Here is a 17,426-nt window from a genome sequence, read left to right on the forward strand (position 1 = left end):
AAACCGCCGCGAACCAGACTTGAAGTAAAGAAAGTGAAGAACTACGATTGAATTCGTGGTGCCCATGACGCGGATCGAACGCGTGACCTCTCCCTTACCAAGGGAGTGCTCTACCACTGAGCCACATGGGCAAATACTGCACAGCCCAGACAATTACCGCACAACGCCGACTTTGCTGGAGCGGGTGAAGGGAATCGAACCCTCGTCGTAAGCTTGGAAGGCTTCTGCTCTACCATTGAGCTACACCCGCGGCATACCACCTAAGGCTTCCCTTTTCCTGCACCAGCCGGCTTTGCTTGGCACCTGCCTGGTTTTCTCCGCGCGCAAAAACCTGAAAGAACCTAATAACCTTGCAGGTTTTCTGGTGGAGGAGGTTGGATTCGAACCAACGTAGGCGCAAGGCCAACAGATTTACAGTCTGCCCCCTTTAACCACTCGGGCACCCCTCCGCGAAGAACTTGGGATTATGAGTAACTTGATTAAGAATGTCAAATCAAGATAGGCATTTACCCGGATGGGATCAATACTGTTCGAAGCAGCGCTGCCATTGCGCGGGGTCGCGGCCGACCGATAAGGCCAGCATCAGCAGTACTCGGGCCTTCTGCGGGCTGAGCTCGCCCGCAGCGACGAAATTCATCGCGTCATCGTCGACCTCGCCGCCGCGATCGACCGGACCGCTGCCGGTGCGGCTGCTGCGCACCACCGCCACGCCGGCCGCAGCCGCGCGCGACAGCGCCGACAGCGCGCTGTCGGTAGTGTTGCCGCCCCCTACACCGGCCAGCACGATGCCCGCCGCATGGCCGGCCAGCGCGTCGATGAGAAGGCCGTCCATGCCTGCGTGGGCGTAGACGATGTCCACACGCGGCCAGTGCGCCGCTTGTAGGGCCGACAAGGAGAATTCGCTGTCCAGGGTATGCCGCGTTGTGTTGCGCGAGTAGAAACGCGGTTCGCCTCCGCGCACGACCCCCGCCCTGCCTCGGTTAGGCGATGCGAAGGCGCAGATGCCCATGCTGGCGATTTTCTGCACTTCGCGTGCGTAGTGAATGTCTTCGTTCATCACGACCAGCGGGCCGCGGCCGCGCGCTTGAGCGCTGACGGCCAGGGCCACCGCGTTGTACAGATTGGCTGGACCTTCCGCGCCCAGCGCCGTCGCCGGACGCATCGCGCCCACCAGTACCAGAGGCTTGTCGGTATGCGTGACCAGACTCAGGAAATACGCGGTTTCTTCGAGCGTGTCCGTGCCGTGCACGACGACAATGCCCTTTATGTCCTCTTGCCTGGACAGGTCGGCGATGCGTGCGGCCAACGCCCCCCATACGTCATGGCTCATGTTCTGGCTGCCGATGTTGGCGACCTGCTCGGCCTGTATTCGAGCCAGGTTGGACAAGCCGGGCACGGCATCGACCAGGTGTCCGATCGGCAGGGCACCGGCCTTGTAGCCGGCGGAGTTGGCCTGTACCTGAGTGCCGGCAATGGTGCCGCCCGTGGCGAGCAAGGCGATCCGCGGCAAGGTTTGCTCAAGCATCGAGCACCCCCGACAGTCCCTGGCGTTCGAGAAGTGAATTCAGATGATCCCAACCGTGAAAATCGATGAGGATCTGGCCCTTTTCCTTGGCACCGACCTTGAGCGTCACGCGCGTGCCCAGAATGTCGGACAGGGCTTCTTCGAGCCGCGTGACGTCGCGCGAGGGACTCTTGGATTTTTTAGTCCTAGTGGCTTCGGTTTCTTTTTGGACCCGGGCAACGAGTTTTTCGGCTTCGCGCACCGACAGCCTCTTGGCCACAACCTGGTTGGCCAGCTGGATCTGCGTGGCCGCGTCCACGGGAAGCAGCGAACGCGCGTGACCCATGTCGATATCGCCGGCTAACAGCATGGTCTGCACGGGAGCGGCCAGATTGAGCAGGCGCAACAGATTGCTGGTGGCCGAGCGCGAGCGGCCGATGGCCTGCGCCGCCTGCTCATGGGTCAGGCCGAACTCGTCCAGCAGCCGCCGTACGCCCTGGGCTTCTTCCAGCGGATTGAGATCTTCGCGTTGGATGTTCTCGATCAGCGCAATGACGGCGGCGTTCTCGTCCGATACCTCGCGTACCAGTACCGGCACTTCCTTCAAGCCCGCTAATTGCGCAGCACGAAAGCGCCGTTCGCCGGCGATGATCTCGTACTCGCCCGGCGCGTCAGCGCCCAGAGCGCGGACTGTGATGGGCTGGATTACGCCTTGGGCACGGATGGATTCGGCCAGCTCGGTCAACGAACCCTCGTCCATGCGGGTGCGCGGCTGGTACTTGCCCGCGCGCAGCTTGGCCACGGCCAACGACGTCGGCGGGCCTTCTTTCTGGCCCCCCGATTTGCCCAGATTATCGACAGCGGGCGCGTCCGCACCCAGCAGTACATCCAGACCCCGGCCCAAGCCCTTGGGGTTTTTTGTCGCCATGTGATTCCTCTTTCTCGATGCGTTTATTGGTCGTCCTGGCCACCGGCCGGCGACATGTACCAGTATTGATGATGATTCGTAAAGCCGTAGCGGGCATAGAGGGTGCGCGCCGGCTGATTGACCGTCTCGACCTGTAGGTAGGCCTGCGAGATGCCCCGCCTGGCGCCCTCCTGCAACTGCGCGCGCAGCAACTGGGTTGCAATGCCCTGTCGGCGCTGCGCCGCGTCGCTAATGACATCGAAAATGCCCATCAGCGCGCCGTCGAACACGCCCAACGCCGCGCCGACGCAAGCACGGCCGTGATAGGCCAGCAGCATCTGGCTGGGCACGGCAACGCTTGACAGGCGCAGCGCATGCTCGGCGATGTATTGCGCGCTGGAACCTTTAAGGCGTCCTACTTGAGCCGCAAAGGTCTGCACGTCGGCCGGCCGCAACTGCCAGGTGCCCTGCTGCTGCCGCGCGGCGAATTCGTTCGCTTGTCGCATGGATGCCGTCATGACCAGCGTGTGCCCAAAAGATTTGAATCCTCGCTGCGACAGGGTCTCCTGCAGATCGACATCGGGGCAGGCGTCGGTTAGCCGAAAAATCAACGGCAGGTCGTGTCGCTTGTAAATGTGGGCGACGTAGTCCAGCCGTTCGTCCAAAGGCGCTGCGGACGGCGCCAGGATATTGATGCTGCGCGCCCGCTTGGCCGCCGAATCGGCCCAGCGCACCAGCCAGCCGTTGTAGAGCTGCTGCTCAGGCACGACGGTTGCGTTGAGCGACGCCTCTTCTATACGGGCGATCTGTGCCGCATGGGACAAGCCTTGATCCGTTTGCATTCAGACACCGCCGCGCATGGCCTTGACGCGCTCGATCACCTCGGTACCGAATGCAATATAGGCCTGCGCGCCGCGCGCGCTGCGGTCGTAGACCACGCCGGGCATGCCATAGCTGGGGGCCTCGGCCAGGCGCACATTACGCGGAACGACCGTCTTGAACACCTTGTCGCCGAAGTGCGATTCGAGCTGCGCAGAAACCTGTTGTTGCAAGGTCATGCGCGGATCGAACATCACCCGCAGCAATCCGATGAGCTGCAGTTCGTCGTTGATATTGCGGTGCACGCGCTTGATGGTGTTGACCAGATCGGACAAGCCCTCCAGCGCGAAATATTCGCACTGCATGGGAATGATCACGCCGTGGGCCGCCACCAGACCGTTGAGCGTGAGCAGCGACAAGGTGGGCGGACAGTCGATGAGGATGAAGTCGTATTGATCGGCGACGCCGGCGATGGCTTGCTTGAGCTGGCGCTCGCGTTCGTCCATCTCGACCAGATCGATCTCGGCGCCCGCCAGGTCACGGTTGGCCGGCAGTACGTCGTATCCACCCACTTCGGAACGTACGCGTGCCTGGACGATGTTCATTTCGCGGATCAGCACTTGATAGAGTGTGCCCTGGAGCGTGCTTTTGTCGATGCCGCTACCCATGGTCGCGTTGCCTTGCGGATCCAGGTCGACCAGCAGAACGCGCTGTCCCTGCGTGGCAAGGCCGGCGGCCAGATTAATGGCTGTCGTCGTCTTGCCGACACCGCCCTTTTGATTGGCAATGCAAAAGACGTGTGCGGTCGGCTGGGTCTGGGACGCGGGGGCGGTCATGGAATTCCTGTCGAAGTTGCTGCGTAGCTGGGATATTGCTTTCGGGTTTTCAGGTCTGCTCAGTGCGGCGCATCCAGACCAGGCAGCGTTGGGCGTCGAGCTCGGGCACCTGCAGCGTATCGATGTGCTGTACTTGCCAGACGCCCTGCGCATGCAAGGCGGCGATTTCGTCTTCGGGGGTCTTGCCTTTCATGGCGAGCAAGGCGCCCTGCTCGCCTACGTGCAGGCCCGCCAAGCTAGCGAAGTCCAGCAACGAGGCAAAAGCGCGGGAAATCACGATGTCGCAACCTGATGCAGGCAAGGTTTCAACGCGCACATGGCTGGCCCGCAAATTGGGGAGATCCAGGGTACCGCTCATCTGGCGCACGAAGGCCATTTTCTTGTCCACGGCGTCGACGCAATGCACCTGCCAATTCGGGTGAAGTATGGCCAGAACCACCCCGGGCAAGCCACCGCCGGAGCCTACATCCATGATCTGCAGCGGTTGCGCCCTGGCATGCATTTCGATAGGCCGCGCTGCGGCGAGACTGTCGAACACATGCTGCACCAGCATCTGACCGACATCGCGCACGGCCGTGAGATTGTAGGTGCGGTTCCAGCGCTGCATTTGTTCAATGTAGTGCAACAGCTTCCCGCGTTGCATTTGCGTGGCCTGCAGTTCGAGCTGCCGGCATGCCTGCGCCAGCCGACGGTCGGAATCGGCGGGTATCGCTGCGTCGCGCATCATGCTGCCTGCTTGCGCGCACCGTAGTGCAATCGCTTCAGGTGGATGAGCAGCAGCGAAATAGCCGCGGGCGTAACGCCAGAGATGCGTGCGGCCTGGCCTATGGTTTCGGGCTTGTGGGTTTTGAGCTTCTGGCGAACTTCGAAAGACAGGCTGGTGACTGCTTCATAGTCGATGTCCACGGGGATGGCTTGCTGATCCTGGTCGGCATGTTTGCGCACTTCGTCTTGCTGGCGCGTGATGTAGCCGGCGTATTTAGTCTGTATCTCGATCTGCTCGGCCAGCGTTTGGTTATGAATCAGCCCCGGACCAGCCAACAAAGTACCGTCTGCCTGCTTGGCCGCCATGAGGCTGGCGTAACTGACGTTGGGACGTTTGAGCAAATCTGATAGTGAATACTCACGTTCAATCGCCTTGCCCAATAAGGGTTCTGCGATTTCCACTGGCATCAGGCGCGGATTGACCCAAGTGGATTTGAGTCGCTCTAGTTCCTGCGCAATGGCGTCGCGTTTGCGGCTGAAAGCATCCCAGCGAGCATCGTCGACCAGACCCAGCTTGCGTCCGATTTCGGTCAGGCGCAGATCCGCATTGTCTTCGCGCAGGCTCAAGCGGTATTCCGCACGTGAAGTGAACATGCGATACGGCTCCGTGACACCGCGCGTCACCAGATCATCGACCAGTACACCCAGATAGGCTTCGTCGCGGCGCGGCGTCCAGCTTGCCTTACCTTGCGCCTGCAACGCGGCGTTTGTTCCGGCCAGCAAGCCCTGGGCTGCAGCCTCTTCATAGCCCGTCGTTCCGTTTATCTGCCCGGCAAAGAACAGACCCGTGATTGCCTTGGTTTCCAGGGTGGACTTTAGCCCACGGGGGTCGAAATAGTCGTATTCGATAGCGTAGCCTGGACGCAATATGTGCGCCTGTTCTAACCCAGGTAGGGAACGGATCAGATCCAGCTGCACATCGAACGGCAGACTGGTGGACACACCATTGGGATAGATCTCGTGCGTGTCCAGCCCTTCCGGCTCGAGAAATACTTGATGCGATTCCTTGTCGGCGAAGCGATGGATCTTGTCCTCGATGGATGGACAGTAACGCGGGCCCACACCCTCGATCACGCCACTGTACATGGGCGAGCGATCGAGCCCGCCGCGAATGATCTCATGGGTATAGCTATTGGTATGGGTAATCCAGCAAGGCAGCTGACGGGGATGCATAGCGGCATTGCCCATGAACGAAAATACCGGGACTGGATTGAAGTCTCCCGGTTGTTCTTCCAATACGCTGTAATTGATGGTTCGTCCGTCGATGCGCGGAGGCGTCCCTGTCTTTAACCGGCCTTGAGGCAGTCTGAGTTCTTTCAGCCGCGCCCCGAGAGAAATGGCCGGTGGATCCCCTGCCCGGCCGCCCGAATAGTGTTGCAAACCCACATGAATCAAGCCGTTAAGGAACGTCCCTGCCGTAAGCACCACGGTTCGTGCTCGAAATTTCAGCCCAATCTGGGTCACCGCACCAACGACCTTATCTCCCTCGACCATCAAGTCATCGACAGCCTGTTGAAAAAGCCAGAGATTGAGTTGATTTTCTAAACGGCCGCGGATAGCTTTGCGGTACAGGATCCGGTCTGCCTGGGCACGCGTAGCGCGCACAGCGGGACCCTTGGAACTATTGAGAATACGAAATTGGATTCCCGCCTCGTCGGTAGCAATGGCCATGGCCCCACCGAGAGCGTCTACCTCTTTGACCAGGTGTCCCTTGCCAATTCCCCCTATGGAAGGATTGCAGGACATTTGCCCCAGTGTCTCGATATTGTGGGTAAGCAGAAGCGTCGCCGCGCCGATGCGTGCCGATGCCAATGCGGCTTCTGTACCTGCGTGACCGCCGCCAACAACGATCACATCAAATTCGCGTGGGAAATCCATAGTAGATAAAGATGAAAGAGCGTCAGCTGTCATTATAGTGGCTGAGGGATTGCTGTTTCACGTGAAACATCGAAATTACTAGCAGACGCGGTGTTTCACGTGAAACCATCGCATGATCCGCTGCAAGATTGAAACCTATCCGCAACTTTGGACCCGTAACAATATCGAAAGTACATCCACGTGATATCAAAGAAAACTGCTGAGGATATCTTTGTGAATAACTCACAGAAAAATGCCGCGCCGCATCGTATTCAACATCAATAAGTTTCCCTCCTCCTGCGGGACGGAAAGAATCCCCCCTCTTTCTCTCAAGGAAACCTATTTGTGCATAACTGAAAAAATCGAGTTCACCACCGTTACCTTCCCAAAAGGCTCACCTTAGCGTATCGAATAGTTATCCCAGCTTATCCCCAGCTTATTAAGGTCTTATCCACATGTTTTTTTCACGCTCACGTGACAACGCCCCAAGACCATAAGACCTTGGGGCGTTGCAGCCAGACGGAACTGGCAAGCAGGAAACGGGATTCCTGCGATCAGAGCGGCTTGATTTCGGCCGCCTGGGGTCCCTTCGGACCATCCTTGACTTCGAACTCGACTTCCTGACCTTCATTCAAACTGCGATAACCGCGTCCCTGAATGGCCGAAAAGTGCGCGAATACCTCCGGACCACCGCCGTCGGGCGTGATGAACCCATAGCCCTTATCAGCGTTGAACCACTTGACTTTACCTTTTGCCATTTTCCTATAGCGTCCATGATGGATAAAACGGAATGCGCAAATGATTCAAGGACGCTAAAACCTATACACCAAAGAGACTTGCGCACTTCTTGAGTCAACTGCTAGGACGAGCATACCCAGCCGCCACGCATGGGACACTAGATATTTTCCCTAGGTCAATTTCCATATATCTTCAAACCAAAACCAACCCATCCCAAGCTCCCAGACCTCGGCTTACTATGCGGCGAACTGCCCCTATCCAACCCACCTGTTCGACTCCCATGCTGCAATCGAAACTACCCGACATCGGCACAACCATATTCACGGTAATGAGTCGCCTGGCTCAGGACCATCACGCCATCAATCTGGGACAAGGCTTTCCCGATTTCGATCCGGACCCTGCCCTGTGCCGCCTGGTAACCCAGGCCATGGCTGACGGCCATAACCAATATCCCCACATGACGGGCATACCTGCTCTGAGACGGGCTATCGCAAGCAAGGTTCAGGCACTGTACGGACGCTCCTACGACTTTGATACCGAAATCACCGTAACCAGTGGCGCGACCGAAGCCCTGATGGCCGCTGTAATGGCCGTGGTGGGCCAAGGCGACGAAGTCGTGGTCCTCGAACCTTGCTATGACTCGTATCTGCCGGCTATCCGCCTGGCAGGAGGCACCCCAATAACGATTGCGCTACGAGCGCCAACCGTTGAAGACCCTCGTTTTCGGGTCGACTGGCAACGAGTGCGGGACGCCATTACGCCGCGGACTCGACTGATCATGATGAATTTTCCCCACAATCCAACGGGGATCATCCTGCAGGACAACGATCTGGACGCCCTCGAACGTATCGTGCGTGACACCGGCGTACTGCTACTGTCCGACGAACCTTACGAACATATTGTGTTCGACGGGCAATCCCATCGCAGTCTGGCAACGCGCCCCTTGCTGTCAGACCATACCTTCGTAATCTCGTCGTTCGGCAAAACCTATCATGCGACCGGCTGGAAGGTTGGCTATTGCTGCGCCCCAAAGGCCATGACAGCCGAGCTGCGCAAGATTCATCAGTTCATGGTCTTTACCGTGTCCTCGCCCATGCAATTTGCTCTGGCACAGTACATGAGCGATCCGCAGCCCTATCTCGGACTGTCGCGCTTCTATCAGGCAAAGCGCGACCGCTTGGTCCAAGGACTGGCAACCAGCCGGTTCCAGGTCCTGCCTAGCCCAGGTACTTTTTTCCTGATGGCGGACTACAGGGAAATATCAGGTGAAAACGAAGCCGATTTTTCTCGCCGGCTGACCATCGAGCACGGTGTAACAGTGATCCCGGTATCGGCCTTCTACCGAGAACCGGATGCGCCGCAGTCGAATCACTCGCTCGTACGATTCTGCTTTGCGAAAAAAGAAAGCACTTTGGATGCCGCAATCGAAAAGCTGAAGAAAGTGTAGGCACACGGCAAACCTAACTGTCATACGCGATTGCTTCCCACCATTTTGCCATAGCAAAGAAACTGGTCCGCATAGCGGACCAGAAAAAACGCATTGTGATCGTCTGTCGGCAGCTTCATGCCAAGACGACCGCCGCCATACGGATCCATTCGGACATCCGTCTACCCTCCAGCCTGAGCGTACTGCCGAACATCCGGCGTTATCTACCGTCCTCACGCTGAGAACTCATCGCACCACATCTAAACCGCGACGTTGATCACCTCAGGTCAAGCGGTCTTGCATATGTCTTGAACGGACGAACGATTGTTCGTTGCAAGCGACTGGATGACTATCTCTATCTGTTATCCAATGCTTTTATATATATTAGTTTGGTGGTGGTAATGGGTGTCTGTGGATAACTCCATTAACTGATAAAAATTCATTTATTTCAATAAGTTATGTTCAATTTTACCTGTGCGGCGCAAGGCTTGAGCATGGCGGTCAAAGTTGAACAACTTTTCGCAAGAGACCGAAATAAGGCGCTTGTTCATATTGGGTCCACACACTTTGCACAGGTCGTCGCCGTAGCGCTTATCCCTACTTATCCACAGGTGCCGTGGCAGCTTTCTAGGCGGCTCCGCCTGCGATTCGACAAAGCGCGGTGATGCTGACATGCTGGCGCAATGGCACCATTTGGCGCCGATCTTTCTCCGGTTATGAAAAACGATCTGTTGGTACTTATTGCCCTGAAGAACGACTACAGGGAAATGCTGTCCAGGCACTTTGAAATTCATCATGTCCCCGATCAGCGAGACCAGACGCCGGAGCGCCTGGCGCAACATGCCAATGTGCGGGCGATATTGACCAACGGCACGGTGGGTTGCCAGGCGCAGCAATTGGCTGTCCTGCCCAGGGTCGAGCTAATTTGCGCACTGGGTGCCGGCTACGAAAATATCGACTTGAAAGCCGCGCGAGAACGCGGCATTGCAGTGGGCAATGGCGCAGGCACAAACGACAACTGCGTCGCCGACCATGCCATGGCTTTGTTATTGGCCGCAGTGCGGCGCATCGTCAGGCTCGATTCCCACACGCGAGCCGGCGGTTGGCGCGATTGCCTGCCCTTCCCGCCCAACTTTTCGGGCAAGCGCATGGGCATTCTTGGCATGGGCACCATAGGCCGCAAGATCGCCCGGCGCGGCCTGGGATTCGAGCTGGAAATCGGCTATCACAACCGCAGCCTTATCGAAGATGAACCCTATGCATACTTCGGTAGTGCCAGGGAGCTTGCAGCCTGGTCGGACTACCTGATCGTGACGACACCAGGCGGCCCGGCGACGCGGCATCTGGTGGACGCCCAGACGCTACAAGCCTTGGGTCCCGAGGGATACCTGGTCAACGTGGCGCGTGGCAGCGTGGTCAATACGGCAGCCTTGGCTTACGCCCTCGAACAGGGCGTGATCGCTGGCGCGGGACTAGACGTCTATGAAGGCGAGCCGGAGTTGCCGGCAGTCTTGAAGGATCTGGACAATATCGTGTTGACTCCCCATATGGCAGGAACTTCGCCGGAAGCGGCGCAGGCTTCCTATCAACGGTTCCTCGACAACGCGGCGCGGTATTTTTCCGGGATGCCGCTCCTCTCGGCGGTTCAGTTCTGAAGTGATCTGCACATGCTTCGGCCTGTGCCGAAGCATCGCATCCGGTCCGCAACTACCATGGCGGCATGACTAAGCGTGCAGTCTCCTTCCCCATCGTTGCGACGACCGTCGCGGCAAGTTTCGGCTTCGGAATCGTCCAACTCGATGTGACCATCGTCAACGTCGCGCTACCCACGATAGCGCGGGAGTTGGGCGCTACCCTCGCCGGCCTGCAGTGGGTGGTCGATGCTTATGCTCTGGTGTTTGCCGCTTTGCTTTTGACCGGCGGCTATATTGGCGACCGCTGGGGGGCCAAACGAGGCTATCTTGGTGGCATTGTCATGTTCGCGCTTGCATCGTCTGCCTGCGGTCTTGCTCCCAACGCGGCGCTGCTGATCGCCGGACGCATGCTGCAGGGTGTGGGCGCCGCAATGATGCTGCCCTGTTCGCTCGCGCTCATCAATCACGCCGCTGCGGGGCATCCCGAGCGTCGCGCCATGGCAATAGGCTGGTGGACGGCTGTCGGCGGCATCGCCGTCGCCGCCGGGCCCATTATCGGTGGCCTTCTGATCGGCGTGACGAGCTGGCGCAGCATTTTCCTGGTCAACCTGCCCATCTGCGCGATCGCCGTGTGGCTGACGCTCAAGTGTGAAGAAACGCCGCGGCCCGCGGCCAAACGCGGTTTCGATGTAGTCGGCCAGCTGTTGAGTGTAATCGCCCTGAGCGCCGTCATCGGTGCCGTGATCGAGGTCCAGCCTAGGGGCTTTGAAAATCCTCTGGTGTGGATCTGCGCATCGATCGGAGCTGCCGCGGCGATCGCATTCGTTTGCTGGGAAGCACAGACGGAGGCACCGATGCTGCCTTTGTCATTATTCAAGTCGCCAATTTTCTGTGGCGCCGTCTGCTTCGGCAGCATCGCCAACTTTACCTATTACGGCATTGTTTTCGTACTGAGCCTTTATCTTCAGCGTGTGCTGGACTACACGCCGCTCGCCGCTGGGCTGGCCTTTCTGCCGCTTACCGCGACGTTTCTCGTGGTCAACATCATCAGCGGCTGGTGGGTCGGAAAAGCCGGTTCGCGTGCACCCATGATCACCGGCGCGCTGATCGATGCAATGGGGTTCTCGCTGCTTGCTATCGTGGCCACGGCATCGGTACCCTATTGGCAGTTGGCCATTGCTTTCGTGATGATGCCCGGCGGCATGGGGCTGGGCGTGCCTGCGATGACGACGGCGGTACTGGCCAATGTCGAGCGCGAGCGCTCAGGTATTGCCGCGGCAGTGCTCAACGCCGCGCGGCAGGCCGCCGGTGCGATGGGTGTGGCGCTTTTCGGTGCACTGGCTGGAGACGAACCGCATCATGTCGTGGCGGGATTGAAGGTATCGGCAGCCATTGCCGCCGTACTGCTGATCGCGGCATGTGCGATCGCGCAGATTACGATCGCGAAAAAGAAGGTCGTGCATGCGTGACGGCTGAGCCACTAAACAAAACACATGCCTATCCTAGGCACTACATCCGGGCGGCGTCGGCAAGGTTCCCACATTCGGGCGTGGACTTGATGGACAGCGCCGTGCTCGTGTTTGCAAAGCCGGTGCCGGTGCAAACATCAGCCAGGACTTTCTGGGCGCATTCGCGGACGATGGTGTCGGGCTTGGCGTTGTTGGCAAGCGCGTCGTTGACCCGGGTCATGCATTGCTGGACTTCGTCCACGATGAGATGCAGGGCCTTCTTGTCGTTGTTGGCCTGGGCCTGCGCAGCAATTGAGTTGGCAGCCGCGATGGTCATGCTCCACAGATCGTCGATTGAGCCGGCTGCGATAGCGGGTGCCGAAGTCGTCGAAAGCGCGCAAACCAGCGCGATGCCGTAGAGGGTATGCCGGGAGTGCCGTGCTTTTGATTGCATGGATTGGGTGTTGCAGGAAGGGAAAGTTTGCGTCATCTTTGGCTGGATTTCTTCGGGCGTCAAGCTACTTGCCGATGCAGAAGTTGGAAAAGATCTCACCGAGCAGATCGTCGCTGGTGAATTTTCCCGTTATGGCCGTCAGGCTCTCGTGCGCCAGCCGCAGTTCTTCCGCAAACAGATCCAGTACGCGATCGTCCTGCGAGGCGTGCTCTGAGGCGAACGCCAGATGCTGGGCGGCCGCCTGCAGAGCATGCAAGTGCCGTTCGCGCGCCAGCCAGGGAGATTCGGCGCCGGGATTCCAACCAGCCAGCTGCAGCAGTTGCGTGCGCAGTTCGGACAGACCGGTGCCGGCACGCGCCGAGATTGTCAGGGCGCCTGCATAAGCAGGTCCACCTGCAGGCGCGGTAAAGGGTTCGGGCAGCAGATCCACTTTGTTGTAGACGACCAGCACCGGCGTGCGGGCCGGCAGCCGCGCGGTGATCTGAGCATCGAGCGCGTCACCGGGACGCGTGGCGTCCTGCAAATGCACGATGAGGTCGGCACGTTCGATTTCCTTCCAGGTGCGGGCGATGCCCAGACTTTCGACGGTATCGTCGGTCTCGCGCAGGCCAGCGGTATCCACGATGTGCAGCGGCACGCCCTCGATGTGTATTTCCTGTACGACCTTGTCGCGCGTGGTGCCGGCGATGGGCGTGACGATGGCGATGTCGTCGCCCGCCAGCGCATTGAGCAGGCTGGACTTGCCCACGTTGGGCTGGCCGGCCAGCACTACGTGCAGGCCTTCGCGCAGGATTACGCCCTGCCTGGCCTGCCTGACGAGTGTATCCAGATCGGCCGCCAGCGCATCGAGCGTGGGACGGGCCTGGTATTTTTCAAGAAAGTCGATTTCCTCCTCGGGAAAGTCGAGCGTGGCCTCGACCAGCATGCGCAGATGCACGATGCGATCGGCCAAGGCGTTGACCCGCGCGGAGAATTCCCCGGACAAGGAGGCCATGGCGCCGCGCGCCGCGGCTTCCGACGACGCATCGATGAGGTCGGCCACGGCTTCGGCCTGGGCCAGGTCCAGGCGCTCGTTAAGGAAGGCACGGTGCGTGAATTCGCCCGGTTGGGCCAGGCGCAGGCTTTGGTCGCGGCCGGCTTCCATGCAGCGCGCCAGTAGGCGCCGCAGCACGGCCGGTCCGCCGTGGCCCTGAAGTTCGAGTACGTCTTCGCCGGTGTAGGAATGCGGCGCGGGAAAAAACAGGGCGATGCCTTGATCCAGCACCTCGCCGTCGGCGGCGGTGAAAGGCAGGTAATGTGCATGGCGCGCGCTGAGTTCCCGGCCGAAAAGCCGCATGATCAGTGGGGCCAGGTTGCCGCCCGAGACACGCACCACGCCGATTCCTCCCCGGCCCGGGGCGGTGGCGATAGCGGCAATGGGGATGGATGCAGCAGGCATGGCGGGCGCAAAAACAGGCAATGAAGAAATATAACGTGCCTGGGCGGAATTGCCGGAGGGGACATGGCGGCTCTGCCGTGATTGGCGGTCTGACGGCACGCATGGCTATGATGTAGGACAGATTTTTACCGCCAGACAGGAATTTCCATGAAGACCCTAGACGAAATCGAACGTGCGCGCGGCGAACTTACCGCCATCCGGCGCGACATCCATGCCAACCCGGAGCTGGCCTTCGAGGAGACCCGGACCTCCAGGCTGGTGGCCGATCGTTTGCGCGCATGGGGGCTGCAAGTGCACACCGGCCTGGGCAAGACCGGCGTGGTCGGCGTATTGCACGGCACCGGCGCTGCATCGCGCAAGAGCCTGGGATTGCGGGCGGACATGGATGCACTGCCCATGCCGGAACTGAACCGTTTCGCGCATGCATCCACCGTCAGTGGCCGCATGCACGGCTGCGGGCATGACGGCCATACCACCATGCTGCTGGGTGCGGCGCAGTACCTGGCCAAGCACCGCGAGCTGTTCGGTGGCACCGTGAATTTCATTTTCCAGCCCGCGGAAGAAGGCGGCCATGCCGGCGCGCGAGCCATGATCGAAGAAGGCCTTTTCGAGAAATTCCCCTGCGATGCGATTTTCGGCATTCACAATATGCCGGGTCAGCCGGCCAACAAGTTCTGTCTGCGCGCGGGCCCACTGATGGCATCGAGCAACCGCTGGGACATCGTCATCCGCGGCGTCGGCGGACATGCCGCGATGCCCAACCGGGGCGTTGATCCCATTGTGATCTCGGCCGAGCTGGTGCAGGCGTTGCAGTCGGTCATATCGCGACGGCGCGATCCGCTCGACCCGGCCGTGCTGTCGATCACTCAGATCCACGCGGGCGACGCCTACAACGTGATACCCGGCGAAGTGGTGCTGCGCGGCACGGTGCGCACCTTCACGACCGAGACGCTGGACCAGATCGAAAGCGATATGCATCGCATCGTGACTTCCCTGCCACAGGTCTATGGCGCGACGGGCGAACTACAGTTCACACGCGCTTATCCGCCGGTGGTGAATCACGCGAAAGAAACGGCGTTCGCCGCGCAGGTTGCGCGCGAAGCCTTCGGCGCCGAAAACGTCGATGAGAACACCGCTCAGCTGATGGCCGCGGAGGACTTTTCCTTCTATCTGCAGGAGATTCCTGGCGCCTATCTGTTTCTGGGCAATGGCGAGGGCGATCACCGCGATGCCAGCTATCACGGCATGGGGCCGTGCCAGTTGCACAACTCTAACTACGACTTCAACGACGCCCTGCTTCCGGTGGGCGCGACGTACTGGGTGAAGCTGGTCGAGGCCTTTTTCAAGGCCTGACCAGGCGGCACGATCAAGCCAGATCGAAGCGGTCCAGGTTCATCACCTTCACCCAGGCCGCGACAAAGTCGTCGATGAATTTGTGCTGTCCGTCCGCGCTTCCGTAGACCTCGGCCAGCGCGCGCAGGATCGAATTCGAGCCGAACACCAGGTCGACGCGCGTGCCTGTCCATTTCAGGGCGCCGGTCTTGCGGTCATGGCCTTCGTACAGGTCGCCGGCGGCCTTCCACTGCGTACCCATGTCGAGCAGATTGACGAAGAAATCGTTGGTCAAGGTGCCAGGCTTGTCGGTGAATACGCCGTGCTTGCTACCGTCGGCATTGATGCCGATGGCGCGCAGGCCTCCGATCAGTGCGGTCATTTCGGGCGCGGTCAGCGTCAGCAGCTGTGCCTTGTCGATCAGAAGGGCTTCGGCCGGTATGTTGTAGCTGCCCTTGAGATAGTTGCGAAAACCGTCGGCGATGGGTTCGAGCGCGCCGAAAGACGCTGCGTCGGTCTGCTCCGCCGAAGCATCTACCCGGCCCGCGGCAAAAGGAACGCAGACAGAGGCGCCCGCAGCCTTGGCCGCCATTTCGATTCCCACTGCGCCAGCCAGCACGATGACATCGGCCAGCGACGCCTTGCCGGAAGCTGTTTGAATTTCCTCCAGTTTGGCCAGCGTCGCGAGCACGGGCTGGTTCACGGCCCAGTCCTTCTGCGGCGCCAGGCGGATGCGCGCGCCGTTGGCCCCGCCGCGCTTGTCCGAGCCGCGGAAGGTCGAGGCCGACGCCCAGGCCGCGGCCACCAGCGCGGGAGCCGACAGGCCGGACGCGGTGATTCTGGCCTTGAGGTCGGCGATATCCGCCGCGCCGGGATTGTGCACCGCCTTGGGCAGGGGATCTTGCCAGATCAGGTCTTCCTTGGGCACTTCGGGTCCGAGGTAGCGAGCCTTCGGACCCATGTCGCGATGGGTCAGTTTGAACCACGCGCGGGCGAAGGCGTCGGCAAAGGCCTGCGGGTTGTTCAGGAAGCGGCGCGAGATCTTCTCGTAGGCCGGGTCCATGCGCAGCGACAGGTCGGTGGTGAGCATGGTCGGCTTGCGCTTGGGCGAGCCGGCCGTCGGCCCCGGAACGACGGCCTCGGCATCCTTGGCTTCCCACTGGATGGCGCCTGCGGGCGACTTGGTCTGGACCCACTCATACTTGAACAGGTTTTCGAAGAAGTCGTTGCTCCACTGCGCCGGGGTCCTGGTCCAAGTGACTTCCAGGCCGCTGGTGATCGCGTCCCCCGCTTTGCCCGACTGGTAGCTGCTGGCCCAGCCCAAACCTTGATATTCGAGCGGCGCGGCTTCGGGTTCGGGACCCACGTGCGAGGCCGGACCGGCGCCGTGGGTCTTGCCGAAGGTGTGGCCGCCTGCGATCAGCGCCACGGTTTCCTCGTCGTCCATGGCCATGCGGGCGAAGGTCTCGCGGATGTCGTGCGCCGCGGATACGGGATCGCCGTTGGCGTCCGGGCCCTCTGGATTGACGTAGATCAGGCCCATCTGCACGGCAGCGAGCGGGTTTTCCAGGTCGCGCTTGCCCGAGTAGCGGCTGTGCGGATTGTTTGTGAGGGCCAGCCACTCTTTCTCGGCGCCCCAGTAGACGTCGTTGTCGGGTTCCCAGGTGTCCTCGCGGCCACCGGCAAAACCGAACGTGCGAAAACCCATGGTTTCCAGCGCGACGTTGCCGGTGAGAATGAGCAGATCGGCCCAGGAAATGTTCTGGCCGTATTTCTGTTTGATGGGCCACAGCAGGCGGCGCGACTTGTCGATGTTGACGTTGTCCGGCCAGGAGTTCAGCGGGGCGAAGCGTTGTTGGCCACGGCCGGCGCCGCCGCGGCCGTCGCCCGTGCGGTAAGTGCCGGCGCCATGCCAGGCCATGCGTATGAATTGCGGGCCGTAGTGGCCGAAGTCGGCCGGCCACCACTCCTGCGAGTCCGTCATCAGCTTGCGCAGGTCGGCTTTGAGCGCTTCGTAGTCCAGTTGCTTGAACTGCTGCGCATAGTCGAACTTCTCGCCCAGCGGGTCGGTCCTGTTCGAGTGCTGGGCGAGCAGATCGACGCGCAACCGCTGGGGCCACCAATCGTCATTCGTCGTGCCGCCACCCTCTGCGTGGTGAAAGGGACACTGGGCTGTATTGTCGGTCATCGCTTGCTCCATTCGTAAAGCCGGGCACAGGCCTGCGGCAAGGAAAACGTCCTCCCGCTGCAATTGGCGGTGGCGAGGGG

General features: G+C 60.3%; 14 protein-coding genes and 3 tRNA genes. 4 read left to right on the forward strand and 13 right to left on the reverse strand.

Annotated elements, in window-relative coordinates:
* Positions 1 to 56: 56 nt before the first annotated feature.
* The 10 genes from H143_RS0106465 to H143_RS0106510 form a co-directional block, all read right to left on the reverse strand.
* Positions 57 to 131: transfer RNA gene (locus H143_RS0106465), tRNA-Thr, on the reverse strand.
* 45 nt (positions 132 to 176) lie between these two features.
* Positions 177 to 250 (reverse strand) — tRNA-Gly (locus tag H143_RS0106470).
* A 112-nt stretch (positions 251 to 362) separates the two neighbouring features.
* Positions 363 to 449: transfer RNA gene (locus tag H143_RS0106475), tRNA-Tyr, on the reverse strand.
* Between the two features lie 71 nt (positions 450 to 520).
* Positions 521 to 1,525, reverse strand: a complete 1,005-nt coding sequence (locus H143_RS0106480) for an asparaginase (protein WP_026349791.1) — start codon at positions 1,523 to 1,525, stop codon at positions 521 to 523.
* Positions 1,518 to 2,432: a ParB/RepB/Spo0J family partition protein gene (locus tag H143_RS0106485; protein ID WP_019937418.1), complete on the reverse strand. Its 915-nt coding sequence runs from the start codon at positions 2,430 to 2,432 to the stop codon at positions 1,518 to 1,520. Before H143_RS0106485 ends, H143_RS0106480 begins: the two co-directional genes overlap by 8 nt.
* A 23-nt stretch (positions 2,433 to 2,455) precedes the next feature.
* A complete protein-coding gene (locus tag H143_RS0106490; protein ID WP_019937419.1) occupies positions 2,456 to 3,253 on the reverse strand; it encodes a GNAT family N-acetyltransferase in 798 nt (265 codons plus the stop codon).
* On the reverse strand, positions 3,254 to 4,066 hold the full coding sequence (locus tag H143_RS0106495; RefSeq protein ID WP_019937420.1) for a ParA family protein: 813 nt from the start codon (positions 4,064 to 4,066) through the stop codon (positions 3,254 to 3,256).
* Between the two features lie 49 nt (positions 4,067 to 4,115).
* The gene (gene rsmG / locus H143_RS0106500) at positions 4,116 to 4,793 is read right to left on the reverse strand and encodes a 16S rRNA (guanine(527)-N(7))-methyltransferase RsmG (protein ID WP_019937421.1); all 678 of its coding nucleotides are present in this window, start codon (positions 4,791 to 4,793) and stop codon (positions 4,116 to 4,118) included.
* A complete protein-coding gene (gene mnmG, locus H143_RS0106505; protein ID WP_026349793.1) occupies positions 4,790 to 6,709 on the reverse strand; it encodes a tRNA uridine-5-carboxymethylaminomethyl(34) synthesis enzyme MnmG in 1,920 nt (639 codons plus the stop codon). Before mnmG ends, rsmG begins: the two co-directional genes overlap by 4 nt.
* A 533-nt stretch (positions 6,710 to 7,242) precedes the next feature.
* Entirely contained in the window at positions 7,243 to 7,446 is a 204-nt protein-coding gene (locus tag H143_RS0106510) for a cold-shock protein (RefSeq protein WP_019937424.1), read from the reverse strand.
* Between the two features lie 260 nt (positions 7,447 to 7,706).
* Here H143_RS0106510 and H143_RS0106515 point away from each other — a divergent pair, with 260 nt between their 5' ends.
* The 3 genes from H143_RS0106515 (at position 7,707) to H143_RS20105 (ending at position 11,955) form a co-directional block, all read left to right on the forward strand.
* Entirely contained in the window at positions 7,707 to 8,873 is a 1,167-nt protein-coding gene (locus H143_RS0106515) for a methionine aminotransferase (RefSeq protein ID WP_019937425.1), read from the forward strand.
* A gap of 695 nt (positions 8,874 to 9,568) precedes the next feature.
* On the forward strand, positions 9,569 to 10,507 hold the full coding sequence (locus H143_RS0106525; RefSeq protein WP_019937427.1) for a 2-hydroxyacid dehydrogenase: 939 nt from the start codon (positions 9,569 to 9,571) through the stop codon (positions 10,505 to 10,507).
* Positions 10,508 to 10,572: 65 nt separating this feature from the next.
* Positions 10,573 to 11,955 carry an MFS transporter gene (locus H143_RS20105; RefSeq protein WP_019937428.1) on the forward strand — a complete coding sequence of 461 codons (1,383 nt, stop codon included), beginning with the start codon at positions 10,573 to 10,575 and terminating at the stop codon, positions 11,953 to 11,955.
* Positions 11,956 to 11,995: 40 nt separating this feature from the next.
* Here H143_RS20105 and H143_RS0106535 read toward each other — a convergent pair whose 3' ends face one another.
* Complete coding sequence (locus tag H143_RS0106535; RefSeq protein ID WP_155803339.1) at positions 11,996 to 12,388, reverse strand: hypothetical protein; 393 nt, start codon at positions 12,386 to 12,388, stop codon at positions 11,996 to 11,998.
* A gap of 64 nt (positions 12,389 to 12,452) precedes the next feature.
* The gene (gene mnmE, locus H143_RS0106540; RefSeq protein ID WP_026349794.1) at positions 12,453 to 13,826 is read right to left on the reverse strand and encodes a tRNA uridine-5-carboxymethylaminomethyl(34) synthesis GTPase MnmE; all 1,374 of its coding nucleotides are present in this window, start codon (positions 13,824 to 13,826) and stop codon (positions 12,453 to 12,455) included.
* A 147-nt stretch (positions 13,827 to 13,973) separates the two neighbouring features.
* Here mnmE and H143_RS0106545 point away from each other — a divergent pair, with 147 nt between their 5' ends.
* Positions 13,974 to 15,179, forward strand: a complete 1,206-nt coding sequence (locus H143_RS0106545; protein WP_019937431.1) for a M20 aminoacylase family protein — start codon at positions 13,974 to 13,976, stop codon at positions 15,177 to 15,179.
* A 13-nt stretch (positions 15,180 to 15,192) separates the two neighbouring features.
* Here the strand turns inward: H143_RS0106545 and katG are convergent, their stop codons facing one another.
* A complete protein-coding gene (gene katG / locus H143_RS0106550) occupies positions 15,193 to 17,346 on the reverse strand; it encodes a catalase/peroxidase HPI (RefSeq protein WP_019937432.1) in 2,154 nt (717 codons plus the stop codon).
* Positions 17,347 to 17,426: the final 80 nt, after the last annotated feature.

This window comes from Bordetella sp. FB-8 (assembly GCF_000382185.1).
Taxonomy (GTDB): Bacteria; Pseudomonadota; Gammaproteobacteria; order Burkholderiales; family Burkholderiaceae_B; genus Bordetella.